Origin of the sequence: Nocardia sp. NPDC046763 (genome assembly GCF_040645495.1) — a bacterium.
In the GTDB taxonomy this organism is placed as follows: Bacteria; Actinomycetota; Actinomycetes; order Mycobacteriales; family Mycobacteriaceae; genus Nocardia.
Window position 1 is genome coordinate 104365 of sequence record NZ_JBEYYI010000011.1, and the last position, 23462, is coordinate 127826.

Consider the following 23462-nt stretch of genomic DNA (forward strand, 5'->3'; position numbering starts at 1 on the left):
GCAATCAACAAAAGCGATGGTTTTCGATACTGCCATCTCTGAGATTGATGACATCGGTAGGCTCGGCGTATGGAGTTGCGTCAGATCGAATGCTTCCTGGCCTGCTGCGACCATCGGTCCTTCACCGCCGCGGCCCGTGCCCTCAACCTGGTCCAATCGGCGGTCTCCACGAGCGTCGGCAAGCTCGAACACGAACTCGGGGTGCGCCTGTTCGACCGCACGCCACGCACCCTGGAGCTCACCGAGGCGGGCCGGGCCATGGTCGCCCCCGCCCGGGCGCTGCTGCGCGCCCGGCGTGACATCGTGGACGCCATCGACGCCGACCGCGGCGAGATCCGCGGCGAGGTGGTCATCGGCAACCTCATGAACATCCACAATTTCGACCTGGCGGGCATCATCGCCGAACTGCACCAGCGGTTCCCGGCCGTGACGTTGCAGATGCGGCAGAGCATCTCCGGCATGGCGGGCAATGTGGCCGGGCTGCGCGACAATTCGCTCGAACTGGCGCTGCTCGCAGGCGCGAGCAACGAATTCCCGGGCATCGCCACGCATCTCATCACCGAGGAGACCCTCGTACTGTGCACCGGCCCGGGCCATCCACTGGCGGGGCGTCCCTTCCGGGCCGCGGACCTGGAGGGCGCGCGCTACATCGACTTCCCACCGGGCTGGGGCATCCGCACCATCGCCGACGAGCTGTTTCCGGGCCGCGTTCCCGTCATCGAGGTAGCCGACCAGGCCTTCGCACTGGAATTGGCCGCCAAGGATTTCGGGGTGGTCCTCATCCCGAAGTCCGTCGCACTGCTCTTCCCCGGTGTGCCCCACTCCGAATTCGCACCCCGGCCGCTGCCCTGGAAACTGTGCGTCGGCCATGCCGTCGAGCGCACGCCGTCCAATGCGGCTCGTACCGTGATCGAGGCCCTCACAGCGAACAACAGGCTCAGGAAGCGGTGATCGCGGGCGGGCCGGTGACGGACAGCGGCGGGACGGGGCCGATATGGGGCTCGATCTCCACCAGGGACAGCTGACCGGTGCAGCCCTGACTCAGGCGGGAGGTGCCGCGATCGTCGGTCAGCGCGTTCGGGTTTCCGTGGCGGCAGAAGGCCGGGTCGGCCGGGTCCGGGTCGTACCAGGCGCCGGTCGACAGCTGTGCGACTCCGGGACGTACCGCGTCGCTGATGTCCAGTCCGGCCAGACAGCTGCCGCGGTCATTGAAGATCCGGACGATGTCACCCGCGGCGAGGCCGCGGACGGCGGCGTCGTCCGGATGCAGCCGGACCGGTTCGCGGCCGGAGATTTTCGTGGACTGGCTGTGCGCGCCGATATCCAGCTGACTGTGCAGCTTGGAACGGGGCTGGTTGGCCACCAGCTGCAGCGGGAACCGCGCCGCCAGCGGGCTGCCCAGCCACTCGTCGGGCTCGAGCCAGACCGGATGTCCCGGGCAATCGTCGTAGCCGAAGCCCGCGATGGTCTCGGAGAAGATCTCGATCCGGCCGCTCGGGGTCCGGAGCGGGTGCGCCGACGGGTCGGCCCGGAAGTCCGCGAACGCGATGTGCTCCTCGGCTTCGATGGGCAGGTCTATCGACTCCCCCGCCCAGAACGAGTCGTAGTCCGGCACCTCGTGACCGCGGTCGTGCAGCCGCTCGCGCCATTCGTCGTAGAGGTGGCGCAGCCACTCCCGCGTCGTCCGCCCCTCGGTGAATTCCTTTCCGACGCCCAATCTTTCGGCCAGCTCGCCGAACATCCAGTAGTCGTCACGGGCCTCGCCGTGCGGGCGAGTCAGGGCCGGCATCGGGAACAGGAAGCGGTCGCCCTCGCCGGAGCCGTAGTCGTCACGTTCGATCGTCATGGTCGACGGGAGCACGATATCGGCGTGCCGGGCGGTGGCCGACCAGAACGGATCGTGCACCACCACGGTGTCCGGGCGACCGAACGCGGTGCGCAGCCGGGCCAGATTCTGGTGGTGATGGAAAGGATTGCCACCGGCCCAGTAGACCAGCCGGATAGTCGGATACGTCCGGTGCTCGCCGTTGTATTCGTAAGGCGCGCCGGGGTTCAGCAGCATGTCTGCGATACGCGCGACCGGAATGAAGTCATCGACACCATTGACGCCCTGGGACACGCGCGGCGGCGACGTGAGTCGCACGGCCAGACCGACATTCGCGGCCGACCCGTAGCCGTGGCCGAATCCGCCACCGGGCAAACCGATCTGGCCGAGCATGGCGGCGAGGACCACGCCGAGCCACAACGGTTGCTCGCCGTATCGGGCGCGTTGCAGCGACCAGCTCACCGTGACCAGCGTGCGCGTGCCCGCCATCTCCCGGGCGAGCGTCCGAATCCGTTCCGCGGCAATGCCGGTGATCGGCTCGGCCCACTCCGGATCCTTGACGACGCCATCGACCGCACCGCGCAGGTAGTCGGCGAAGCGCTCGTAGCCGACGGTGTAACGGTCCAGGAAAGCGTTGTCCGCCAAGCCTTCCGCGTCCAGCACTTGGGCGAGCGCGAGCATCAGGGCGGTATCGCTGCCGGGCCGAGCCGCGATCCATTCGGCGTGCGCTTCGGCCGGAATATCGTCGCGCAGCGGCGAGACGGTGACGAACCGGCAGCCGTTCTCCCGCGCGGTCTCGATCCAGCCGCGACCGTTGTGCCGCGAGACTCCTCCCGGCGCCACCGCCGCGTTCTTCGGCGACAGTCCCCCGAACGAGACCACCAGCCTCGAATGCTCGGCCAGCACCGATTTCGTCGTTGCGCGCGACATGATCGTGCCCATATCCGCGAGAATGTGCGGCAGCAACACCGTCGACGCGCCCAGGCTGTAGCTGTTGCGGTGCGAGACATACCCGCCGAGGCAGTTCAGGAAGCGGTGAACCTGGCTCTGCGCGTGATGGAATCGCCCGGCGCTGGCCCAGCCGTAGGAACCGCCGTACACCGCCGTCGGTCCGAATTCGCGGTACACCCTGGACAATTCATCGGCCAGCAGATCCAGCGCGGTGTCCCAGGACACCGGCAGGAACTCGTCGGCGCCGCGCGCCGCGGGTCCCGGGCCGTTCTCGAGCCAGCCCTTTCGCACGTAGGGCTGCGAGATGCGCGCCGGATGATGTTGGGCCGAGGCCACATTCTCGATCAGCGGGGTGGGTTCCGGATCACCTCGCCAGGGTCGCACCGCGGTGAGCCGGTCCCCGTCGCTGCTCGCCTCGAAAACGCCCCAGTGGGTGAGATGCGTGGCCATCCGACCAACATACGCCCGGCAGACCCGGCCGGACCAGCACGCTGAGCAACGGCATCCACCCCATGTGGCCCCGTGGCAGACGACCATCCAGCTGTCGGGCACCATCCGAATCGACTCGCAGACAGGCGGATTCGCCACGGCAAATTCGGCGGCGACACCCCGGTCCCGCTCGAGGACAACTGCTCAGCCTATGCCGAAAACACTGTGCGGTAACGGATTGCGCGGCCGATGAGCGGTGCCGCGACTACCAGAACAATGACACCCGCACTCGCGATGGCCTGCGCCACCTCCGAAGGCCACGACATGGCGTTGGCCCGGTTCTGGGGCGACCTCGTCCGGCCCGATGACATCGTGTGGGCGCTCGGCGACATCTCCATCGGCGGGCGGTCCACGCGGATCCTGCGCTCGGCGGGGTTGCACATTTGATAACCGGGAGTACGCTCATTTTTGAGTCCACTCAGTTTTCTGATCCGGGTTGGAGGTGTCCGATGGTCACGCAGACCAAGCCGGTGCACACCGGCCGGCGCCAGCGCAAGATGCACGACAAGCAGTCACGCATCTTCGAGGCCGCCGCCGCCCTGTTCGCCGAGCACGGTTTCAATCGAGTCACCACCCAGCAAATCTCCGATCGCGCGGATATCGCCGCCGGGACACTGTTCCGCTACGCCGCCACCAAGGGCGAGCTGCTGCTGATGGTCTACAACGAGGAATTGCGGACCGCGCTGGCGGACGGCGCCGCGGCGGCCCGCACGCAGACCGATGCGGTCGAGGCGGTGACGGCCCTGGTGGGCCCGCTCCTGCGCGCGGCCGAGCACCGGCCCGAGAACACCATCGTCTATCAGCGTGAGCTGCTGTTCGGCTCACCCACCGACACCTACCGCTCCGAGGGCCTGGCCCTGGTGGCTGGACTGGAGTCCATGATCGCCGAGCGGCTCATCGCCGACGCACGCCGCGACGGGATCGGTTCACCGCCCCTCGACGAAACCGCCTCGGCGCGTTGGGAAGAGCAGGCCAGGCTGGCGGGGCGCAGCATCTTCGCGGTCCTGCACCTGGCGCTGGTGCAACCGTCCACCGGGGCGCATCCCGGCCACGACGCCATGGCGGATCTGCGAGCGCAGATCGCACAAATCATCGCTGGATTCTTCACATCCATAGGGAGGCAATGACAATGAGCATCGAAATCCGCAAGGTCACCGTGCTCGGCACCGGAGTTCTCGGTTCCCAGATCGCATTCCAGACCGCGTTCCGCGGATTCGACGTCACCGCGTACGACATCACCGACGAGGTGCTGACCGCGGCGCGCGACCGCTTCGACAAGCTGGCCGCCACCTACCGCGAGCAGGTACCGGGCGCGGGCGACGGCAAGGCCGAGACAATCGCTGCGGGCATCGCGCTGAGCTCCGATCTGGCCGCGGCGGTCGCCGACGCCGACCTGGTGATCGAGGCGGCGCCCGAGGTGCTCGCCATCAAACAGGACACCTACGAGCAGCTGGGCAAGCTCGCGCCCGAGCGCACCATCTTCGCCACCAACTCCTCCACGCTGCTGCCCAGCGCCATGAAGGACTTCACCGGCCGCCCGGACCGGTTCCTGGCGCTGCACTTCGCGAATCAGGTGTGGCACTTCAACACCGCCGAGATCATGGGCACCCCCGACACCGATCCGGCCGTCTTCCGGGCCGTCGTGGACTTCGCCACCGCCATCGGCATGGTGCCCATCGAGCTGCACAAGGAGAAGGCCGGCTATGTCCTGAACTCGCTGCTGGTGCCGCTGCTGAACGCGGCCATGAATCTGGCCGAGGGCGGCTTCGCCGAGCCCGAGGCGGTGGACAAGACCTGGCGCATCGGCACCGGCGCACCGGCGGGACCCTTCCAGATCCTCGACATCATCGGCCTCACCACGCCCTACAACATCATGGCCCACGGAGATGAGAACGCCCAGCGAATCGCCAAGTGGCTCAAGGAGAACTACATCGACCAGGGCAAGCTCGGCATCGCCACCGGCGAGGGGTTCTACAAGTACACGGCCTAGATCCACAGCGACGCAAGCGCTTCCAGGCCAATCTCTTGGACAGGAGTTCTTATGTTCTACAGCAGTGGCAATTACGAAGCCTTCGCGCGGCCGCGCAAGCCGGCGGGCGTGGACGGGAAGACGGCCTGGTTCGTGGGCTCGGGCCTCGCCTCGCTCTCGAGTGCGGCATTCCTGATCCGCGACGGTCAGATGCCCGGTAGCAAGATCACCATTCTGGAGGAGCTGAAGCTGCCCGGCGGCGCGCTCGACGGCATCAGGGAACCCGAGAAGGGCTTCGTCATTCGCGGTGGCCGCGAGATGGAGAACCACTTCGAATGCCTCTGGGACCTCTTCCGGACCATCCCCTCCATGGAGATCGAGGACGCAAGCGTGCTCGACGAGTTCTACTGGCTCAACAAGGACGACCCGAACTTCTCTCTCGAGCGCGCCACCGTCAACCGCGGTCAGAGCGCCCGGACCGAGAACCTCTTCACGCTGAACGACAAGGCGCAGAAGGACATCACCAAGATCTTCCTCGCCACGCGTGAGGAGATGGAGGGCAAGCGCATCAACGAGGTGTTCTCGAAGGACTTCTTCGAGAGCAACTTCTGGATGTACTGGCGCACCATGTTCGCCTTCGAGGAGTGGCACAGCGCGCTCGAGATGAAGCTGTACCTACACCGGTTCATCCACCACATCGGCGGGCTACCGGACTTCTCGGCCCTGAAGTTCACCAAGTACAACCAGTACGAGTCGCTGGTGCTGCCGCTCTGCCGCTGGCTATCGGACCAGGGCGTCACCTTCAAGTTCGACACCACCGTCACCGACGTCGATTTCGACCTCACGGCGGATCGCAAGCAGGCCACCAGGATTCACTGGATCTCGGAGGGCGTCGAGGGCGGCGTCGATCTGGGGCCGGACGATCTGCTGCTGATGACCATCGGCTCGCTCACCGAGAACTCCGACGAGGGCGACCACCACACGCCCGCCAAGGTCGACGAGGGCCCGGCCCCCGCGTGGGATCTGTGGCGCCGAATCGCCGCCAAGGACAAGGCCTTCGGCCATCCGGACGTGTTCGGTTCGCACATTCCCGAGACCAAGTGGGAGTCGGCCACCGTCACCACGCTGGATCAGCGCATCCCCGAATACATTCAGAAGATCTGCAAGCGGGATCCCTTCAGCGGCAAGGTCGTCACCGGCGGCATCGTCACCGTGAAGGACTCCAACTGGCTGATGAGCTGGACGGTCAACCGGCAGCCGCACTTCAAGCAGCAGCCCAAGGACCAGATCGTGGTCTGGGTGTACTCGCTGTTCGTCGACAAGCCCGGCGACTACGTGAAGAAGACCATGCAGGAGTGCACCGGCGAGGAGATCACCCAGGAATGGCTCTACCACCTGGGCGTTCCCGAAGCGGTCATCCCCGAGCTGGCGGCGAGCGGCGCCAAGTGCGTGCCGGTCATGATGCCCTATGTGACCGCCTTCTTCATGCCCCGCAAGGCGGGTGACCGTCCGGACGTGGTCCCGGAGGGTTCGGTCAACTTCGCCTTCATCGGCGAGTTCGCCGAGACCAGCCGCGACTGCATCTTCACCACCGAGTACTCGGTGCGCACCGGCATGGAAGCGGCGTACCGGCTGCTCGATATCGAACGCGGCGTCCCGGAGGTCTTCAACTCCACCTACGACGTCCGCACCCTGCTGGCCGCCATGAGCCGCCTCCGCGACGGCGATCCCATCGACCTCCCGGGCCCGGACCTGCTCTGGCGCGGACTGGCGAAGCGCCTCGGCAACAACGAGATCGGCGAACTGCTCACCCAGTACGGTCTCATCGAGAAGTAGGCGGTCCGAATTCGGTTCGACGAGCCACAACGGCCCGGTGCCCTGGGGACCGGGCCGTTGTCGTCAGTCCGGGCAGTCGCGCCACTCGTGCGCGCCCGCGAGCAGGCGGGCGCGCACCCGGTCCACATGCGGGCGGGCCGGACCGCCCACCCGGCGGGCCAGGAAGACGGTATTGATCGGCGCATCCTGCGGGTCCCAGAGCTTTTCGATTGCGCCCGAAGCCAATTCGCGGGTGCACAGATAGCTCGGGAGCACCGAGACGCCCGCGCCCGCCACCACCGCGGCGAGGACGGCGCGCAGGTCCGGGATCACCAGGCCGGGGTCGGCTTCCAGTCGAGTGTCGAAGACGTGCCGCCAGTAGCGGCGGACGATCGGCAGGTCCGGGGCGTAGGTCACCAGGGGCACTCCGCCGAAGTCATTGGCGCGCAGGCGTTCCAGATCCGCGCGGGCGGCCACCTCGGGCGCGGCCACCAGCACGAACTCCTCATCGGCGAGCGTCTCCGCGAGCACGGTCCGGCCCCGCGGGCGAATGGTCGAAACGACCAGGTCGAGTTTTCCGAGTCGCAGATCCGCCAGCAGGTCGTCGGCCAGGCCGGTGCTCACCGCGAGCCGGACGCCGTCCGCGACCAGGGGTGCGAGCGTGGGCAGAACGAGCGTGGCCAGCAATTCGGCCGGGCCGCCGAGCAGGACCGGCGGTTCCACGGCTGCGAGGCCGTCATCGGAGCCGTCGCCGATCACCGACTCCAGGGCGTCCAGCGGCGCGGCCACCCGCGCGGCCAGATCGTGCGCGACCGCGGTCGGGGCGACACCGCGCGGCAGCCGCTCGAACAGCGGCCGTCCCACCTGGCGTTCCAGCGCCTGCAGCTGGGTGGTCACCGTCGGCTGCGAGAGACCGACCTGACCCGCGGCGGCGGTGATCGACCCGGCACGGTAGACGGCCAGGAAGGTCCGCAGTTGCGTCAGGTCCATCGAGCCATCGGCCTGCCTATGTCGCACCCGGCGAGTCTATTGGCCCGATGATGCGCGGCCGCCGCGAGCGCGGGTCCCAAAGCTCTTTTTATACCCAATTTATTGAATACATCAGACCTGGACATCCTGATGTGTTGCACACTACTGTTCGAAGTAAGTAGACAATGATTTGACTATAGGAAATGAGGGAATCATGCACCCCTTCCGCAGGGCCGTCGAGGCCCGTGACGAGGCCGCCATCGAGGCCCTGCTCGCCGACAATGTGGTGTTCACCAGCCCGGTCGCCTTCAAGCCCTACCCGGGCAAGGCCATCACCGCCGCCATCCTGCGCGGAGTCATGCGGGTGTTCGAGGACTTCCGCTACATCAAGGAGATCGGTACGGCGGACAGCAGCGATCACGCGCTGGTCTTCGAGACCACGGTCGCGGGCAAGCGCATCACCGGATGCGACTTCCTGCACTTCGACGCCGACGGCCGGATCGACGAGTTCATGGTGATGGTGCGTCCGCTCTCCGGCGCGCAGGCGCTCGCCGAGGCCATGGCCGCGCAGTTCGAGCGGATCCAGGCCGAGGCCGTCGCGCAAATCGAACGGGAGGCAGCAGCGGCCGAACGCCAAGCGGCGGGCTCGTGAACGAGTTCGGCCCGGCCCCCCTGCCCGCCGATTTCCTGGGATGATCCACGCACAGTCACCGAAAGGCCGATCCGCCATGACCGAAGGCACGTACACCCGATACGTCGCCCTGGGCGACAGTCAGACCGAGGGCGTAGGCGACGGCGACGATCTGACCGGCCTGCGCGGGTGGGCGGACCGGCTGGCCGAGCGTCTCGCCCTCACCAATCCCGAACTGCGCTATGCCAATCTGGCGGTGCGCGGCAAACTGGCCCACCAGATCCGCGACGACCAACTGGACGCGGCGCTGGCGCTGCGCCCGGATCTGGCCACCGTACTGGCGGGCATGAACGACCTGCTGCGCCCGAACTTCGATCCGGACGAGATCGCCGGGCACGTCGAGGCCATGTTCGCCGCGCTCACCGCCACCGGCGCGGTGGTGGCGACACTGACCTTTCCCGATGTGGCCGAGACGATTCCGCTGGCCCGACCGATTCGCGGCCGGATCGCGGCGATCAACGACCGGCTGCGGGCGGCGGCCCACCGGCACGGGGTACTGGTGGCCGAGACCGGCCATCATGCCGTGGTGACCGATCCCCGCCTGTGGGACGCGGACCGGCTGCACGCCAGCCCGCTCGGGCACCAGCGCATCGCCGACGCGGTGGCCGAGGCCCTGCGGTTGCCCGGCGCGAACGACGCCTGGACCCGTCCGCTGATCCCGGACCTGCCCGAGCACGGGGCGCTGCGCTCGATCGCGGCCGAATTCCAGTGGGCCGCAACCGCGCTGGGGCCGTGGGTGATGCGCCGCCTGCGCGGCATCTCCTCCGGTGACCGGCGGGTGCCCAAGCGCCCGGTGCCGCTCCCGGTGCGCCTCTAGACGTTGACCCCGTAATCCCGTGCGATACCGGCCAATCCGGAGGCGTAGCCCTGCCCGATGGCCCGGAACTTCCATTCGGCGCCGTGCCGGTACAGCTCGCCGAACACCATGGCGGTCTCGGTCGAGGCGTCCTCGGTGAGGTCGAAGCGGGTCAGCTCCGACCCGGTGACAGCGTCCACGACCCGGATGTAGGCATTGCGTACCTGCCCAAAGGCCTGCCGCCGGATCTCGGCCTCGTAGATCGATACGGGGAAGAAGATATTGGTGATGCTCGGCGGCATGGCCGCCAGATCCACGGTGATCACCTCGTCGTCGCCCTCGCCCTCACCGGTGAGGTTGTCGCCGGTGTGCTCGATGGTGCCCTCCGGGGACCGCAGGTTGTTGTAGAACACGAAATGCTTGTCGGAGACCACGCGCTGATTCGGTCCGCAGGCGAGGGCGCTGGCATCGAGATCGAAATCGGCTCCGGTGGTGCCGCGTACGTCCCACCCCAGGGCGACGGCCACCTTCGTCAGATTCGACGCCTGCTTCGACAGCGAGACATTGCCGCCCTTGGCCAAGCTGACACTCATCGCACTGCCTTCCCTCCGCGATCGGTACCTCCACGCCCAATCGTCCTCGTGCAGTGAGGCGGAGGCCACCTCGAATTGCGAGACCGAGGCAACCGAATCCGTATCCAGCTGCCCAGCGATCACGGCGATCCGGCGTTGCAGGGCGAGCAGTTCGATCAGGTCCCGATTCCCCGACGCCACTTCGCCTTCCGCGGAGTCCATCGCACGCATCGCCTCGGCGTGCGCGTCCAGCACCGCCGCCCGCAGCCGCGCGGCCAATCCCGCCCACCGCGTCGACGGCTCGGGACCCACCCGCCCCAGCCCCGCCCGCGGCTCCCCCTTACCGAGCGTCACGACTCGAATGTACCTGCACGGCACCGCGTGATCAGCGTCGCGATGGACGCGCGCAGCAGGTGCTCAGTTGTTCGCGGCCACAATGGCTTCGCAGCTGCGGGCGGCCGCGGCACATGCCCGCCACCGGCCCGCACACCTCGGCCACCTCCGAGGCGGCGGGCCACCCGACCTCGGCCGGCGGTCACCACTGAGCTGCCTTCCCAGCGGCGCCCCGCCTACCGCACCAGGTCGCTCCAGAACTCGCAGCGGTGGTCGGCGTAGAAGGCATCGGAGAATTGGTTACCGCCGGACCGGAAGGAGAGGAATGACGGTGCGGCCGTGTTGTATTGCGGGATGGCGGGCAATCCTTGCGGATCCGCGGCGCCCGCGGTGATGAAGCGGGTCCAGTAACGGCGCATTTGATCCTGCAGACGCTGTTGGTCCGGGGTCATGACGCCGTGCAGGAGCGGGCCGGCCTGCATGAGGTCGAAGAGGGAGGGGAGTTCCGCGGCATGATAGGCGCCCATCGGGAAGGTGCTGGGCGGGGCCAGGGCGGAGCGGTCGTCGAATTCGTAGACGTAGGTGGGGTTCTGGCGGCCGAAGTCGCCGACCTGGTCGACCAGATTGCAGACGGCCTTGTCGGTCCAGGCCCGGGTGAGCGCGAGAGCGGGCTGCGCGTAGTCGCCAAGGGGGTACTCCGCCATGATCCGATCGACCTGCGCCTGGTCCATGCCGCTCAGCTGGGTGCTGAGCAGCGCGGGATAGTCCGCGGCGGTCATCCTGGCGCCGAGCGGGTTGCCGTATTTGATCCACACCCACAGCGCCATCTCATCGTGATTGGAGCCGATGAAGGTCGGAACATGGGCCATTCCACCGGCTTTCAGCACGGCAACCGGATCGCGTGGGAGAAAGTCGTTGCCGTACACCACATTCGCCGACTCCGGTGCCCGATCGACGAGCACGTCCGCCGGGAGACCGCGCAGACACGCCGCGTCCGCTTCCGGGCATCCGGCTCCGGCCGCCCAGGCATCGCCCTCGGCCTCGGCGGCGGCGAGGGCTTGTCCGGCGCACGGGCCGCTCTGCATCATGGCCGCCTGGAACAGCCCGGCCGAGGAGGGCGTGGCCAGCTGCGCGCAGATCGAAACCCCGCCCGCCGATTCACCATCCACCGTCACCCGGTTCGGATCGCCGCCGAACGCCGCGATATTGCGCTGCACCCAGCGCAGCGCGGCCTGCTGATCCATCAGCCCGTAGTCCCCCGAGCCCGCGCCCTCGTCCAGCGCCGAGGCGGCCAGGAAGCCGAAGGTCCCGAGCCGGTAGTTGATGGTGACCACGATGCTGTCGCCGTCGGGCTGCGACACCAGGGGCGCTGCGCCGTAGATGCTTCCGGTGCCCGTCTGCAGGCTGCCGCCGTGAATCCACACCATGACCGGCAGGCCGCGGCCGTCGGCGGGCAGGGTGCGCGGCGTCCAGACGTTCAGGTACAGGCAGTCCTCATCGGTCGAGCGCAGCCCGCCCGTACCCGTGGCCTGCGCGCATTTCGGCCCGACGTCGCGGGCCTCGCGGACGCCCGGCCACGGCGGCACCGGCGCGGGTGGCCGCCAGCGCAGCGTACCCACCGGCGGTGCGGCGTAAGGGATTCCATTGAAGAGCCGGTAGTCCGGCGCGATCACGCCGTGCAGGCTGCCACTGTCGATGGCGACGGTGTCGGGGGCAGCCGGCAGGGCCTGCGCCACCGGTCTGTTCACCGCGAAGACCGTCACCAGCAGGGCGACCACCGAGAGCACCGCCCCGGCTCCCCATCCCATCCACTCCCGGTCACGCACGATCACCCGAGCCTCCTGGGCCAGCAGCGTTATCGCGTAATCGCTCGATACTAGTCGGCTGTCCGAGGCGGGGGCCCGGAGTCTCGAGATACGCGCAAAACCCCTGCGCACGAGTGGGTCACCGCGCCGCGGCCGTCTCATGGCGAGACGGCCATCGACCTGGACCGCCGCAGCGGGGCCGATAATCTCGCCTTCGGGCGCGGCATCCGCTTCTGCATCGGCTCGGCGCTGGCCGAACTGGAGGCCACCGCGGCCCTGACCGCGCTGCTGGACCGGACCACCGGATTCACCCTCGTCGAAGACGCCCCGCGACAGTGGTTTCCGAGCATCTTCGTGCGCCGTCACCGCAGCCTGCCGCTGCGCATCCGCTGATCCGCGCGGATTCTTCCGCGCGTCCGCCGCGTGCCGCGGGCTCGGTCACGGCATGATCGTCGTCGATCGAGGGGGGATTCACCGCCGTGACCACAGGAAAGAGGTTCTGTTCGTGAAGACCGTGTACCTCCGCCGCATCGCCCTGGCCACGCTGGCCTGCGCCGCCTCTGGCGCCTTCGCCGCCCCCGCGTCCGCCGACGCGGCCCCGCAGCGGATCACGCTCGACTACTCCAAGGGCCACTGCGCCCAGACCATCCTGCTGGCCCACTCGTTCACGCCCACCACGCTGGAGATCACCACCTCCAACAACTTCACCGACGACGCCAAGATCGACATGAACGGGCAACGCACCCCGCTGCCCGACACCTACGGCGCCCAGACCACCCGGATCGACCTGGGCACCCCGATGCCCGGGGTCATCCCGTTCGAAATCTCCGGCTCGGAGTGGCCCGGCAGCGTCGGCACCGGCTGCAAGGGCTGGATCATCGTCGCCTGACGCGCCGGCGAGAACGACCGAGCCCCGGAGGCTTTCCTCCGGGGCTCGGTCGTTCGGCTCACTTGCCGTGGGCGCGCAACTGGTACAGACCCTCGGTCTCGGCCACCACCACGCCATTGGCGTCGGTCACCACGGCCCTGAGGGTGAAGTCGGCCTTGCCCTTGGCCTCGGCCTCCTCGGTGATGCGCGCGATCTCCTCCTCCGACAGCGTGGCCTCGGCGCGCACATCGGTGGCGGCGGGCTTGCGGAAGAAGATGTGCAGATCCTTCACCAGGGGGAAGTACTTGGCGGTGTCGAAGCTGGCGATGGCGACCGCGCCGCCCAGGATCTCCGCGACGGTGAACAGCACGCCGGCGTACATGACGCCGAAGTGATTGCCATTGCCCTCGACCGGCACCGTGGTGGCGGCGAAACCGGGGCGCACCTCGTCGGCCCGCACCCCCATCTTGTGCGCGATCGGAATCGTGAACTCCAGACCACCGTTCACGACCTCGTTCAGCGGTGGGGCATCGTTCGCCATGCGGACCTCCTCGTCCCGGAAATGGGGCAACTTACTGACGTATTGCCAACAACGTGAATCATTATGGGTGAGAGGGTTGTGGCGCAACTCTTTCAACCCCGGGTGAATCCCGCCACATTCGGGCAAATCATCCCATGCCACCTCTAGTATGCAAGTCGTGTCCAAGACCTTCTCCGCCGCCGAGCGGGCCTACCGCGAAATCAAGGAACGCATCCTGAGCGGCGACCTGCCGGGCGGGGAGCTGGTCAGCGAGAACGAGATGGCCGGGGAGCTGGGCACCTCCCGCACCCCGGTCCGCGAGGCCTTCCTCCGGCTCGAGACCGAGGGCTGGATGCGGCTCTACCCCAAGCGCGGCGCGCTGGTGGTGCCGGTGCCCTCGCACGAGGCCGAGCATGTGATCCATGCCCGCTACATCGTGGAAACCGGCGCGGTCGACGCACTCACCCGTATCGCCCGCGCGGGGCTGATCCCCCGGCTGCGCGAGTCCCTGGACCGCCAGCGCGAACTCGCCGACGCGCGCGCCCTCGACGAATTCGCCATCGTGGACGCCGATTTCCATCGCGAGTACGTGGTGGCCGCCGACAATCCGCTGCTCATCGGCTTCTACGACTCGCTGCGCGAGCGCCAGCGCCGGATGAACAGCGTTGCGCTGCACCGGGGCGAGACCCATCCGCACCGGATCATCGAGCAGCACACCAAGCTCGCCGACCTGATCGAAGCCGCCGACGCCGCCGGTTTCGCCGAAGCACTCGCCGAGCACCTCACCGACGTGCACGGCGTGACCCTGAGAGGACTGTGATGGCGACGCTGACAGCCGTCGGCACCCGCACCACCGGTATCGGCACCCATCCCAGGGCGTGGCTCGGCGTGGCCGCGACGATCTTCGCGATCGCCTGGGGCGGCAATGAATTCACGCCGCTGCTGGTCATGTACAAGCGGGACGGGCTGCCCGTCACCACCGTGGATCTGCTGCTGTTCGAATACGTGCTGGGCATCGTCCCCGCGCTGCTCATCGGCGGCCCGCTCTCCGACCGCTACGGCCGCCGCCCGCTCATGCGGCCCGCGCCCTTCATCGCCGCCACCGGCTCGACCCTGCTGGCCTTCGGATCCGCTTCCGTCCCCATGCTTTCCGCCGGGCGCGTGCTGTGCGGCATCGCGCTGGGCCTGGCCATGGCGGTGGGCAGCAGCTGGCTCAAGGAGCTCTCACAGCCGCCGTTCACCGCCGAGACCGCCGCCGGCACCGGGGCGCGACGCTCGGCCATGAGCCTCACCGGCGGCTTCGGCGTGGGCGCGGGCGTGGCCGGGGTGCTGGCCCAGTGGGCGCCGTGGCCGGACACCCTCGCCTACCTGATCAATGTGACACTGTGCGCGCTGGCGGCGGCACTGCTGTTCCGCGCCCCGGAAACCACTGCCCCGCAGGCGAATCCGGGCCCGCTGCGGGACGACCTGAAGGTCCCCGCCGCCGCGCACCACCGCTTCCGCACCGTGGCGCTGCCGGTGTGCCTGTGGCTGTTCACCTCGTCGGCGGCGGCCTACGCCATCATGCCGACGCTCATGATGCCCAAGGTGCACGGCGCGCCCATCGCCTTCTCGGCCTTCATCACCGTCATCACGCTGGGCTGCGGGTTCGGCATCCAGTCCGTCGCCCGCCGCATCGACCGGCCGGGCTCGCTGCGCCTGCCCGTCCTGGCGCTGAGCCTGGTGATCATCGGAATGGTCCTGGCCGCAGCGGCTTCCGCCACCCTCACCATGTGGCTGACGGTGCTGACCGCTATCGCATTGGGCATGGGTTTCGGCAGCGGTCTGGTCGCGGGCCTGCTCGAGATCGAGCGCATGGCCCGGCCTGACGACCTCGCGGGACTGACCGCGGTGTTCTACGCGGTCAGCTATCTCGGCTTCGGCGTCCCGGCCGTCATGGCGGTCTGCCATGACGGCATCGGCATCGGCTACCCGGCCATGTTCGGTGTCCTCGCGGCCGGGTGCGCAATCTGCCTGAGCATCGTGAGCCGCGCCCGCGCAGCCTGACCCGGGAGTACGAGACTCCGGAAAAGAGTGGCGGCGACCCGAATTCGGGCCGCCGCCACTGCCGTACAGCTCCGCCTCACAGCGAGCGGGAGATGATCTCCTTCATGATCTCGCTGGTGCCGCCGTAGATGCGGTTCACGCGAGAACCCGTGTACATGTTCGCGATCGGGTATTCCATCATGTAGCCGTAGCCGCCGAACAGCTGCAGGCACTTGTCGACCACCTTGTCGGCGGTCTCGGCGGCGAACAGCTTGGCCATGGACGCGGTCGACGGATCGTTCTTGCCGTCGATGTACTGCTGAATCGCGTAGTCCACCAGCGTCTTGATGGCCAGCGCCTCGGTCTTGACCTCGGCCAGGGTGAAGGCATTGTGCTGGAACTTGCCGATCGGGCGGCCGAACGCCTCGCGCTCCTTGGAGTAGCGCAGCGCCTCCAGCACCGCCGCCTCGGCCAATGCCGAGCACAGGCTGGCGATGATCAGGCGCTCGCGGGCCAGCTGCTCCATCAGCTGGTAGAAGCCCAGACCCTCCTGCGCGCCGAGGAGATTGGCGACCGGGACGCGCATATCGGAGAAGAAGAGCTCGCGGGTGTCCTGGGCATGCTGGCCCATCTTCTCCAGCACCCGGCCGCGCTCGAAACCCGGCAGATCCTTGGTCTCGGCCACGATGAGCGAGACGCCGGCCGCACCCTGGGACGGGTCCGTCTTGGCCACGATCACCAGCAGATCGCAGTGGGTTCCGTTGGAGATGAACGTCTTCGAGCCGTTGATGACGTAGTGGTCGCCCTCGCGGATGGCGGTGGTGCGCACCGACTGCAGGTCCGAGCCGGTGCCCGGCTCGGTCATGGCGATGGCCAGCACCAGCTCACCGCTGATGATGCCCGGCAGCCACTTCTGGCGCTGCTCCTCGTTGCCGTAGTGGTAGACGTAGTGCGACACGATCGGCGAGTGCACCGAGAAGCCGAAGCCATTGTCGTGCGCGTAGACCAGCTCCTCCTGGACCACGGCCTGCAGGCCGAAATCGCCACCCGCGCCGCCGAATTCCTCGGGCAGGTCCAGTCCGAGCAGACCGGCGTCACCGGCCTTGTTCCAGAACTCGCGATCGACCATGTGCTGCTTGGTCCAGCGCTCACGGTTGGGCGCGGACTCCTTACGGAAGAACTCCGCCGCGTGCTTGCGCAGCTCGCGGTGCTGGTCCGTCTCCCAGGTGGGGCGGTAGTCGGGGAACAGTACGGACATCGGTGTCACTCTCCGTTGTTGCGTCGGATGCCGTTGAGCGGCAGGTCGTCCCGAGCGGCGATGGCTTCGAGCTCGGCAATGGTCTTGTCGGCGAAGGCCTTCCGGAAGGTCTCGTGGGTGCCGTCGGTCCCGAAGGTCGTCAGCGCGCCCAGGAAGAAGTGCGGCTCCACCGCCCCCAGCGCGATGTAGCCGTCGGCGCACTCGTAGACGCCGTAGCCGGGGAAGGCTCCACCCAGCACCGCCCCGTCCCCCATGAGCCGATACCGCACCGCGTCGCCCGCGCGGGCCGCCGCCTCCTCGAGCGCCACCCGATACGGCTGTCCTGCACCGGTTCCCACTCGGCGTACCAGGGCGGCCAGCGCGGTGGACACCGCGCGTTCCGCGCCGAGCATGTCGGCCACCGGGACGGTCGGCATGTGCGGCGGGGTCAGAGTGCCGTGCACGGCTTGGTAATTCAGGTCGTGACCCGGCACCTCGGGTTCCTCGGCGTGGCCGATGATCTCGATCAGCGAGAGCTGCGGGAACCGTTCCTGCGGCTGCGCCAGCCCGAGCCGGGCCAGCGCCGAGGGCCGCATGGACGTGATGAGTAGATCGGCGGTGGCCAGCAACTCGTCGAGCTTGGCGCGGTCGGCCGCCTGCTTCACGTCGAGGGTGACGACCTGTTGGCTCGCCACCAGCGTCTCGTACCACTGCGGCGCGGCGGCCGCGAGCGGATCGCCGGTGGGCGGCTCGACCTTGGTGACGCTCGCGCCCAGTTCGGCCAGCCGTGCGGCGGCCAGCGGCCCTGGCAGATTCACCGCCAGCGAGACGACCTCGATCCCGGTCAGGGGCCGCATCGTTGGTTCCTCCATGCAGCGAACGATACAATTGTATTGTAAGTAGGTCAATGATAACGCCAGCTCAGCGCCTGACCGGGAACCGCTACCACTCGACGTAAAATCGGCGGACGCAATCGACGAGTTGAGGGGCGATGCTGAATCCACGAGCCACCAATGACGACCTGACCGCCAAGGCCCGTATCCGCAATGCCGCCATGGACCTGTTCGCCCAGTACGGCGACTCCCGGGTCTCGCTGCGCGCGGTGGCCGCCGAGGCCGGCGTCACCCTCGGGCTCGTCCAGCACCATTTCAAGACCAAGGACGGCCTGCGCGACGCCGTCGACAAGCTGGTCGTCGACTACTTCGCCCAGACCGTCGCCTCGATTCCCCCCACCGGCACGCACGCCGAGGTCGCGTCGGCCCGCGACGAAGCGGTCCGCCAGATGCTGCACGACAACCCGGCCGTCGTGAACTACATCCGCCGCTCGCTGCTGGAACCCTCCGAAACCCGTATCCATCTGCTGGACGCGGTCGTCGACCTGACCCGCAGCGAGGTCACCGGCTTGCGGGAGGCCGGCCTGGCCTCTACCGACAAGCCCGAATCCGCCCAGATAGTCGCGGTCCTACTCCGCCAATTCGGCGAACTCCTGCTGGCCCCCATGCTCGACGCCGTCTGGGAACGCGTCTCCCCCGACAACCCCACGCGCCCGCGCCTGTCGATTACGGTCAGGGACTGAGCAGAGAGCTTCGACCGAAGGACCGCGCGATGACGGAAACCGATTACCTGATGTCCTCGCCCGGGATGGCTCGGCGACTCTTGGAATCCATCGCCCGCCGTCGACGCCGGTGAGGTCGAAACGCACGAATTCATAGCTATCCCGGACGAAAACGAGACCGCTGAATGATCTCAGTACCCGTCGAGCCCGCCAGGCTCAGCGCAGGTGAGTCTCGAAGAAGGTGAAGATACGCCTCCAGGCGTCCTCGGTGGCTTCCTCGTTGTAGCCCAGGCCGGTTACCCGGATGACCGGTTCGGCGGGGGTGAGGTTGGCGAAGGCGTGGGTGACGCCGGGGTAGGTCTTCACGTCGTGATCGATGCCGTAATCGGTCAGGACGCGTTCGAGTTTCGGGCCGCGGCCGAGATTGGCGGGGTCGAGGGCGGCGTAGCTGGCGACGATCGGGCAGGAACCGCGCAGAATATCCTCGTAGTTGCCGCGGCCGGAGGGATAGAACGGCGCCGCGGCGTCGAAACCCTTGGTGGCGGCCAGGAGTGCGAACCCGCCGCCCAGGCAGAAGCCGACCACCGCCACCCGGCCGGTGCAGTTCGGATCGGCGATGAGATGGGCACGGGCGCTGAGGATGTCGTGGACGGTGGTGCCGTTCCCATTGGACAGCAGTTCCCGGATCATGCTCGGCACGCACCGAACCCGGCCGCGCGCGAACAGGTTCGGGATGACGGCGAGATACCCGTTGTCGGCGAGGCGCCCGGCGATGGTCCGCATGTCGTCGTTGACGCCCACCATGTCGTGCAGCACCACGACACCGGGCCAGGGCCCGGGTCCGGCCGGGGTGGCGGCATAGGCGTCGATGGTGCCGTCGGGTGTGGTCAGTTGGATCGTGCTCACCGGTGAGCCCTCCGTCGGAGATCGAACTAACCGGGGCATCGTAGCGCGTCTGGGACAATGTGCCGCTCCCCCGCCACGCGTCGCGACGGGGGGCGGCCGAGTTCCGGTGCGTGCGATCAGCTTTCGACGGGCAGGCCCGCTTCGGTCCAATCCTCAATGCCGTCGCGGTACTTGCGGACATTGGTGTAGCCCATCCGCTCCAGCCGGGTGGCCACGTTCTGACTGTTGGGACAGGCGGCGTTGGAGCAGTAGGTGACGATGGCCGCGTCGCGATCCGGAAGCAGCTGCGGCGCACGGCTTTCCACCTCGGCCTCGACCAGGGCGAGTGCGCCGGGGAGGTGGGACTTGGCGTAGTACTCGCCGCCGAGGGCATCGAGCACGACGACCGAACCGGCCTTGATCTCCTGCACGAGTTCGTCGCGTGTGATGAGTGCGGTCATGGGTGTTCCTTTCCGAAATTATGTGCGTGTGCACGCTACTACTTAGGTGCGCGCGCACGCAACTGGTTATGATGGGCCGGTGTCCGCTTCCCGATCCCATCCGGCCGTCCACGCCTGGGCCGCGCTGCTGCAGGTCCACGCGAAACTCGTGCCAGAGCTCGACGCCGCCCTGCGCCGCGCTACCGGATTGCCACTGAGCTGGTACGACGTACTGCTGGAACTCGATGGGCCGCACCGGCTCCGGATGAGCGACCTGGGCGAGCGGGTGGTGCTGAGCCGGACCCGGGTCAGCCGGCTGGTGACCGAGATGGAGTCGCACGGTTTGGTTCGGCGTGAATCCAATCCGGACGACGGCCGCTCGGCGTTCGTGAGCATTACCGATGCGGGCCGCCGCCGCTTCCGCGAGGCCGCGCCGCATTATCTGACCGGCATCGAGCAGCGCTTCGGGGGCAACCTGGATCCGGCCGAACTCGAGACTGTGGCATCGGCATTGCGCAAGGTGCTCGGCCCGGCCGAGGTGACCACACCGGATTCGAACAGAGGAGATATCTAGTGCGTTTCGGCATCTTCATCCCGCAGGGCTGGCGGCTCGACCTGGTCGGCATCGATCCCGCCGCACAGTGGGGAGTGATGCAGGACCTGGCGCAGCGCGCGGATTCGGGGGACGCCTGGGAGTCGCTGTGGGTGTACGACCACTTCCACACCGTGCCGGTCCCCACCGAGGAGGCCACCCACGAGGCGTGGTCGCTCATGTCCGCGCTGGCGGCCAGTACCACGCGCATCCGGCTGGGCCAGATGTGCACCGCCATGAGCTATCGGGACCCCGCCTACCTGGCCAAGGTCGCCGCCACCGTGGACCTCATCTCGGGCGGCCGGGTGGAAATGGGCATCGGCGGCGGCTGGTACGAGCACGAATGGCGCGCCTACGGTTACGGATTCCCCTCCGCCGGGGTGCGATTGGGCCGCCTGGACGAGGGCGTGCAGATCTTCAAGCAGGCGTGGACCACCGGCAAGGCCACTCTCGACGGCAAGCATTACCAGGTCGACGGCGCCATCGTGCGCCCGCTTCCCCTGCAGGAGGGCGGAATTCCGATCTGGATCGCGGGCGGCGGCGAGAAGGTGACGCTGCGCATCGCGGCGAAGTATGCGCAGTACACCAATTTCGCGGGCGATCCGGAGACCTTCACCCAGAAGTCGGACCTGCTGCGCGGCCACTGTGCCGCGGTCGGAACGGAATTCGACGCCATCACCCGGAGCTCCAACTTCAATACCCTGGTCGGCGCGACCGAGGCCGAGGTGCAGGACCGCCTGTCCCAGCTGGAGGCCCGCCTCATCCCCTTCGTCGGAGCCGAGGGCGCGGCTCAGCACGTGAAGGATCTGTTCCGTGACTCCCCCGCCGTCGGCACCCCCGAGCAGATCGTCGAACGGCTCTCGCGCGTCAAGGATCTCGGGCTGGGCTACTCCATCCACTACTTCCCCGAGACCGCGTACGACGCCTCCGGTCTGGAGCTCTTCGAGCGCGAGGTCGTCCCCGCGCTGCGCTGAACCCGAAAACCGCCCGCTGACACCGTTGTCCGGGGTCAGCGGGCGGCATGCGGTGCATCGCCGGATCGGACCGAATGGGTCGACGCCCGATGCGCGGGTCGGGCCGGTCAGGGGAAGCACCTGACACGGTGTCGCACGGCCGATCCGGCGAGCCGCCGGGTGGTCAGCGGGGCAGCGTCACCGGATCGGTACAGCTGGCGGGGGCGTCGGCCAGCGAGCAGGTCTTGGGCTCGCGGGTCGGGCGGTAGCCGGCGGGGACGCCGCCCGCGCGGGTGATCTCGGTGTAGGCCGGGACGGCGTCGGTGGGGCGGCGGGTGAGGGTGGGATCGGTCAGGACGTCCACCGTGTAGAGGCCGAATCGCGGTGTGTAGGAGCCCCATTCGTAGTTGTCGGTGAGGCTCCAGTAGTTGTAGCCGATCACGTTCATGCCGTCGGCCTTGGCGCGCTGCACCCAGTAGACGGTGTCGCGAAGGTCGTCCGCCCGGGTGTACCCGTCGTCGCGCGGCTTGCCGTTCTCCGTGGGCATGCCGTTCTCGACGATATAGAGCGGCTTGCCCGGGAAGGCGTGCGAATAGTGTTCCAGCGCATAGTAGATGCCGTCGGCCTGCAGCGGGTTGTGCCAGAGCTGGCTGATGTTCGCCGAACGCAGAGCGTCCGGGGACAGGCCGTAGTAGTAGTCGATTCCGATGTAGTCCAGCTTGGCGGCGATCTTGCCGATGAGCGGGCCGTTCACCGCGTCCTCCGCCGACGGGAGGTAGGCGACATTGCTGGTGACCAGCGCGTCCGGCTGCACCTGGTGGATGTAGTCGTAGATGGCGTTGTGCGCCTGCGCGATCCGGTCCTGCATGATCGGCACGGCGGTCACCGGCAGCGAGCCCATCCGGACCTCGTTGATCATGTACATGGTCGGCTCGTTGAAGGTGACCCAGAGCGGATTGCCGGCCGCGTAGCGGTCCACGATGGTGCGCGCGTCGGCCAGCCAGTCATCGACCATCCCCGGCTGGTTCCAGCCGCCCCGATCCGCCTCCCAGCCCGGGTACACCCAGTGGTCGAGCGTCAGCATGGGCCGCATGCCGGCCGCCTCGATGGCCCCGATCACCCTGTCATAGAAGCGAAGTCCGTCCTCGTCCCACACGCCCGGCTGCGGCTGCACCCGCGCCCATTCGATGCCGATCCGGTACACCTTCACGCCCAGCTGTTTCGCCAGCTGGATATCGGACTCGTAGCGGTCGGCGAAGTCGATCGAATCCCGGTACGGGTCATCGGTTTTCCCGGACGCGGCGTAGCGGGACCAATTGCTGTCCGGCGCATGCCCTTCGGACTGGAAGCCCGAGGCCGCCACGCCCCACAGGAAGTCCGGGCCGAGCGGCGCGATCCGCGCGGGCGGTTCCGGCCGGGCGAAGGCCGGGGCCGCACTCGCGGTGAGGGCGGCGGAGGCGGCCAGGACGACCAGAGCGAAGGTGCGGCGGCGGAATCGCATGGGAAAAACCGTACAGTGCTCGGTTTTGGTGGACAAGCAACTCTCAGAATCCGCTTAAACTCGACCGGTGGCGAAACGAGGACCCTACGGGAAAGGCATCGAACGGCGGGAGCAGATCCTGGAGGCCGCGCTGCACACCATTGCCGAGCGCGGATTCCTGGCGACCTCGGTGGCCGAGCTGGCCGAGGCGGTCGGCCTGAGCCAGAGCGGGCTGCTGCACTACTTCGGCTCCAAGGAGGAGCTGTTCGTCGCGGTCCTGCGCAAACGCGACGAGATCGACGTGGCGGCCATGGGCGACCCCACGCCCGAGGCGCTCATCCAGCTCATTCGCCGTAATACCCAGGTGCCCGGCCTCATCGAGCTGTTCACCCACATGCAGGCTGCCGCCGCCGATCCGAACCACCCCGCCCACGAGTACATGCGCCTGCACTATGAACTCGGCACCGCCGGCTTCGCCGAGCTCATCTGCGGCATCCAGCGGGCGGGCGGCATCCCGGAGTCCGTTGACGCCGAGGTGATGGCCACCGCGTTCATGGCCCTCGCCGACGGCCTGCAATCGCGCTGGCTCATCGACCCGTCCATCGACATGGAGTTCTATCTCCGCCAGTGCTGGACCCGATTCACCGGCATGACGTTCACCGGCGACTAGCTGGTGGTGGACGAAAATGGAT

The 23462-nt window shown here is 67.9% G+C and carries 25 protein-coding genes; 15 read left to right on the top strand and 10 right to left on the bottom strand.

From position 1 onward, the window contains the following. The first annotated feature begins 69 nt into the window (after window positions 1–69). Window positions 70–951, top strand: coding sequence for a LysR family transcriptional regulator (locus ABZ909_RS19670; protein ID WP_357001436.1), 882 nt, complete (start codon window positions 70–72; stop codon window positions 949–951). Here ABZ909_RS19670 and ABZ909_RS19675 read toward each other — a convergent pair. Then, complete coding sequence (locus ABZ909_RS19675) at window positions 938–3226, bottom strand: molybdopterin guanine dinucleotide-containing S/N-oxide reductase (RefSeq protein ID WP_357001439.1); 2289 nt, start codon at window positions 3224–3226, stop codon at window positions 938–940. The two genes, ABZ909_RS19670 and ABZ909_RS19675, sit on opposite strands and share 14 nt — an antisense overlap. A 255-nt stretch (window positions 3227–3481) precedes the next feature. Here ABZ909_RS19675 and ABZ909_RS19680 point away from each other — a divergent pair, with 255 nt between their 5' ends. The 4 genes from ABZ909_RS19680 to ABZ909_RS19695 all read left to right on the top strand — a co-directional run bounded on the left by ABZ909_RS19680 (window position 3482) and on the right by ABZ909_RS19695 (window position 7070). After that, window positions 3482–3652 (top strand): hypothetical protein, encoded by a 171-nt coding sequence (locus ABZ909_RS19680; protein WP_357001442.1) that lies wholly within the window; start codon window positions 3482–3484, stop codon window positions 3650–3652. 62 nt (window positions 3653–3714) lie between these two features. After that, on the top strand, window positions 3715–4392 hold the full coding sequence (locus ABZ909_RS19685; protein ID WP_357001444.1) for a helix-turn-helix domain-containing protein: 678 nt from the start codon (window positions 3715–3717) through the stop codon (window positions 4390–4392). A gap of 2 nt (window positions 4393–4394) precedes the next feature. Continuing rightward, window positions 4395–5255: a 3-hydroxyacyl-CoA dehydrogenase gene (locus ABZ909_RS19690; RefSeq protein ID WP_357001446.1), complete on the top strand. Its 861-nt coding sequence runs from the start codon at window positions 4395–4397 to the stop codon at window positions 5253–5255. 51 nt (window positions 5256–5306) lie between these two features. After that, complete coding sequence (locus ABZ909_RS19695; protein ID WP_357001448.1) at window positions 5307–7070, top strand: oleate hydratase; 1764 nt, start codon at window positions 5307–5309, stop codon at window positions 7068–7070. Between the two features lie 63 nt (window positions 7071–7133). On the opposite strand, the gene ABZ909_RS19700 is transcribed toward ABZ909_RS19695, so the two are convergent. Continuing rightward, window positions 7134–8066: a LysR family transcriptional regulator gene (locus ABZ909_RS19700; protein WP_357001451.1), complete on the bottom strand. Its 933-nt coding sequence runs from the start codon at window positions 8064–8066 to the stop codon at window positions 7134–7136. Between the two features lie 166 nt (window positions 8067–8232). On the opposite strand from ABZ909_RS19700, the gene ABZ909_RS19705 reads away from it, so the two are divergent. Both ABZ909_RS19705 and ABZ909_RS19710 read left to right on the top strand, forming a co-directional pair. Further along, window positions 8233–8670 (top strand): nuclear transport factor 2 family protein, encoded by a 438-nt coding sequence (locus ABZ909_RS19705; RefSeq protein WP_357001453.1) that lies wholly within the window; start codon window positions 8233–8235, stop codon window positions 8668–8670. Between the two features lie 76 nt (window positions 8671–8746). After that, complete coding sequence (locus ABZ909_RS19710; protein ID WP_357001456.1) at window positions 8747–9526, top strand: SGNH/GDSL hydrolase family protein; 780 nt, start codon at window positions 8747–8749, stop codon at window positions 9524–9526. On the opposite strand, the gene ABZ909_RS19715 is transcribed toward ABZ909_RS19710, so the two are convergent. Next, on the bottom strand, window positions 9523–10098 hold the full coding sequence (locus ABZ909_RS19715) for a TerD family protein (RefSeq protein ID WP_357001767.1): 576 nt from the start codon (window positions 10096–10098) through the stop codon (window positions 9523–9525). The genes ABZ909_RS19710 and ABZ909_RS19715 overlap by 4 nt on opposite strands. A 548-nt stretch (window positions 10099–10646) precedes the next feature. Then, window positions 10647–12242: a carboxylesterase family protein gene (locus ABZ909_RS19720; RefSeq protein WP_357001459.1), complete on the bottom strand. Its 1596-nt coding sequence runs from the start codon at window positions 12240–12242 to the stop codon at window positions 10647–10649. 153 nt (window positions 12243–12395) lie between these two features. Here ABZ909_RS19720 and ABZ909_RS19725 point away from each other — a divergent pair, with 153 nt between their 5' ends. Both ABZ909_RS19725 and ABZ909_RS19730 read left to right on the top strand, forming a co-directional pair. Continuing rightward, window positions 12396–12608 carry a cytochrome P450 gene (locus ABZ909_RS19725; RefSeq protein ID WP_357001770.1) on the top strand — a complete coding sequence of 71 codons (213 nt, stop codon included), beginning with the start codon at window positions 12396–12398 and terminating at the stop codon, window positions 12606–12608. A gap of 112 nt (window positions 12609–12720) precedes the next feature. After that, the gene (locus ABZ909_RS19730) at window positions 12721–13104 is read left to right on the top strand and encodes a hypothetical protein (protein ID WP_357001462.1); all 384 of its coding nucleotides are present in this window, start codon (window positions 12721–12723) and stop codon (window positions 13102–13104) included. A 58-nt stretch (window positions 13105–13162) separates the two neighbouring features. On the opposite strand, the gene ABZ909_RS19735 is transcribed toward ABZ909_RS19730, so the two are convergent. Continuing rightward, on the bottom strand, window positions 13163–13624 hold the full coding sequence (locus ABZ909_RS19735; RefSeq protein WP_357001465.1) for a YiiD C-terminal domain-containing protein: 462 nt from the start codon (window positions 13622–13624) through the stop codon (window positions 13163–13165). A 148-nt stretch (window positions 13625–13772) separates the two neighbouring features. On the opposite strand from ABZ909_RS19735, the gene ABZ909_RS19740 reads away from it, so the two are divergent. Further along, window positions 13773–14423 (top strand): GntR family transcriptional regulator, encoded by a 651-nt coding sequence (locus ABZ909_RS19740; RefSeq protein ID WP_357001467.1) that lies wholly within the window; start codon window positions 13773–13775, stop codon window positions 14421–14423. Beyond that, the gene (locus ABZ909_RS19745) at window positions 14423–15649 is read left to right on the top strand and encodes an MFS transporter (RefSeq protein WP_357001469.1); all 1227 of its coding nucleotides are present in this window, start codon (window positions 14423–14425) and stop codon (window positions 15647–15649) included. Before ABZ909_RS19740 ends, ABZ909_RS19745 begins: the two co-directional genes overlap by 1 nt. Window positions 15650–15725: 76 nt before the next feature. On the opposite strand, the gene ABZ909_RS19750 is transcribed toward ABZ909_RS19745, so the two are convergent. Together ABZ909_RS19750 and ABZ909_RS19755 are read right to left on the bottom strand one after the other, a co-directional pair. Beyond that, window positions 15726–16886 (bottom strand): acyl-CoA dehydrogenase family protein, encoded by a 1161-nt coding sequence (locus ABZ909_RS19750; RefSeq protein WP_357001471.1) that lies wholly within the window; start codon window positions 16884–16886, stop codon window positions 15726–15728. 5 nt (window positions 16887–16891) lie between these two features. Continuing rightward, window positions 16892–17722, bottom strand: coding sequence for a CoA transferase (locus ABZ909_RS19755; RefSeq protein ID WP_357001772.1), 831 nt, complete (start codon window positions 17720–17722; stop codon window positions 16892–16894). 134 nt (window positions 17723–17856) lie between these two features. Here ABZ909_RS19755 and ABZ909_RS19760 point away from each other — a divergent pair, with 134 nt between their 5' ends. Beyond that, on the top strand, window positions 17857–18441 hold the full coding sequence (locus tag ABZ909_RS19760; RefSeq protein ID WP_357001473.1) for a helix-turn-helix domain-containing protein: 585 nt from the start codon (window positions 17857–17859) through the stop codon (window positions 18439–18441). A gap of 195 nt (window positions 18442–18636) precedes the next feature. Here the strand turns inward: ABZ909_RS19760 and ABZ909_RS19765 are convergent, their stop codons facing one another. Continuing rightward, window positions 18637–19326 (bottom strand): dienelactone hydrolase family protein, encoded by a 690-nt coding sequence (locus ABZ909_RS19765; RefSeq protein WP_357001476.1) that lies wholly within the window; start codon window positions 19324–19326, stop codon window positions 18637–18639. 116 nt (window positions 19327–19442) lie between these two features. Beyond that, window positions 19443–19766: a rhodanese-like domain-containing protein gene (locus tag ABZ909_RS19770; protein ID WP_357001479.1), complete on the bottom strand. Its 324-nt coding sequence runs from the start codon at window positions 19764–19766 to the stop codon at window positions 19443–19445. Between the two features lie 79 nt (window positions 19767–19845). Here ABZ909_RS19770 and ABZ909_RS19775 point away from each other — a divergent pair, with 79 nt between their 5' ends. Continuing rightward, window positions 19846–20319 (top strand): MarR family transcriptional regulator, encoded by a 474-nt coding sequence (locus tag ABZ909_RS19775; RefSeq protein ID WP_357001482.1) that lies wholly within the window; start codon window positions 19846–19848, stop codon window positions 20317–20319. Beyond that, the gene (locus tag ABZ909_RS19780; protein ID WP_357001485.1) at window positions 20319–21311 is read left to right on the top strand and encodes an LLM class F420-dependent oxidoreductase; all 993 of its coding nucleotides are present in this window, start codon (window positions 20319–20321) and stop codon (window positions 21309–21311) included. Before ABZ909_RS19775 ends, ABZ909_RS19780 begins: the two co-directional genes overlap by 1 nt. A 163-nt stretch (window positions 21312–21474) precedes the next feature. On the opposite strand, the gene ABZ909_RS19785 is transcribed toward ABZ909_RS19780, so the two are convergent. Continuing rightward, a complete protein-coding gene (locus ABZ909_RS19785; RefSeq protein WP_357001488.1) occupies window positions 21475–22791 on the bottom strand; it encodes a family 1 glycosylhydrolase in 1317 nt (438 codons plus the stop codon). Between the two features lie 67 nt (window positions 22792–22858). Between ABZ909_RS19785 and ABZ909_RS19790 the strand changes: the two genes are divergently transcribed. Further along, entirely contained in the window at window positions 22859–23440 is a 582-nt protein-coding gene (locus tag ABZ909_RS19790; RefSeq protein WP_357001491.1) for a TetR/AcrR family transcriptional regulator, read from the top strand. Window positions 23441–23462 lie beyond the last annotated feature (22 nt).

What these genes read in the sequence shown, in the direction of transcription:
- ABZ909_RS19670 (WP_357001436.1), top strand. Translation starts at nt 70, where the DNA reads ATGGAGTTGCGTCAGATCGAATGCTTCCTGGCCTGCTGCGACCATCGG.
- ABZ909_RS19675 (WP_357001439.1), bottom strand. Translation starts at nt 3,226, where the DNA reads ATGGCCACGCATCTCACCCACTGGGGCGTTTTCGAGGCGAGCAGCGAC.
- ABZ909_RS19680 (WP_357001442.1), top strand. Translation starts at nt 3,482, where the DNA reads ATGACACCCGCACTCGCGATGGCCTGCGCCACCTCCGAAGGCCACGAC.
- ABZ909_RS19685 (WP_357001444.1), top strand. Translation starts at nt 3,715, where the DNA reads ATGGTCACGCAGACCAAGCCGGTGCACACCGGCCGGCGCCAGCGCAAG.
- ABZ909_RS19690 (WP_357001446.1), top strand. Translation starts at nt 4,395, where the DNA reads ATGAGCATCGAAATCCGCAAGGTCACCGTGCTCGGCACCGGAGTTCTC.
- ABZ909_RS19695 (WP_357001448.1), top strand. Translation starts at nt 5,307, where the DNA reads ATGTTCTACAGCAGTGGCAATTACGAAGCCTTCGCGCGGCCGCGCAAG.
- ABZ909_RS19705 (WP_357001453.1), top strand. Translation starts at nt 8,233, where the DNA reads ATGCACCCCTTCCGCAGGGCCGTCGAGGCCCGTGACGAGGCCGCCATC.
- ABZ909_RS19710 (WP_357001456.1), top strand. Translation starts at nt 8,747, where the DNA reads ATGACCGAAGGCACGTACACCCGATACGTCGCCCTGGGCGACAGTCAG.
- ABZ909_RS19715 (WP_357001767.1), bottom strand. Translation starts at nt 10,098, where the DNA reads ATGAGTGTCAGCTTGGCCAAGGGCGGCAATGTCTCGCTGTCGAAGCAG.
- ABZ909_RS19735 (WP_357001465.1), bottom strand. Translation starts at nt 13,624, where the DNA reads ATGGCGAACGATGCCCCACCGCTGAACGAGGTCGTGAACGGTGGTCTG.
- ABZ909_RS19740 (WP_357001467.1), top strand. Translation starts at nt 13,773, where the DNA reads ATGCAAGTCGTGTCCAAGACCTTCTCCGCCGCCGAGCGGGCCTACCGC.
- ABZ909_RS19745 (WP_357001469.1), top strand. Translation starts at nt 14,423, where the DNA reads ATGGCGACGCTGACAGCCGTCGGCACCCGCACCACCGGTATCGGCACC.
- ABZ909_RS19750 (WP_357001471.1), bottom strand. Translation starts at nt 16,886, where the DNA reads ATGTCCGTACTGTTCCCCGACTACCGCCCCACCTGGGAGACGGACCAG.
- ABZ909_RS19755 (WP_357001772.1), bottom strand. Translation starts at nt 17,722, where the DNA reads ATGCGGCCCCTGACCGGGATCGAGGTCGTCTCGCTGGCGGTGAATCTG.
- ABZ909_RS19760 (WP_357001473.1), top strand. Translation starts at nt 17,857, where the DNA reads ATGCTGAATCCACGAGCCACCAATGACGACCTGACCGCCAAGGCCCGT.
- ABZ909_RS19770 (WP_357001479.1), bottom strand. Translation starts at nt 19,766, where the DNA reads ATGACCGCACTCATCACACGCGACGAACTCGTGCAGGAGATCAAGGCC.
- ABZ909_RS19785 (WP_357001488.1), bottom strand. Translation starts at nt 22,791, where the DNA reads ATGCGATTCCGCCGCCGCACCTTCGCTCTGGTCGTCCTGGCCGCCTCC.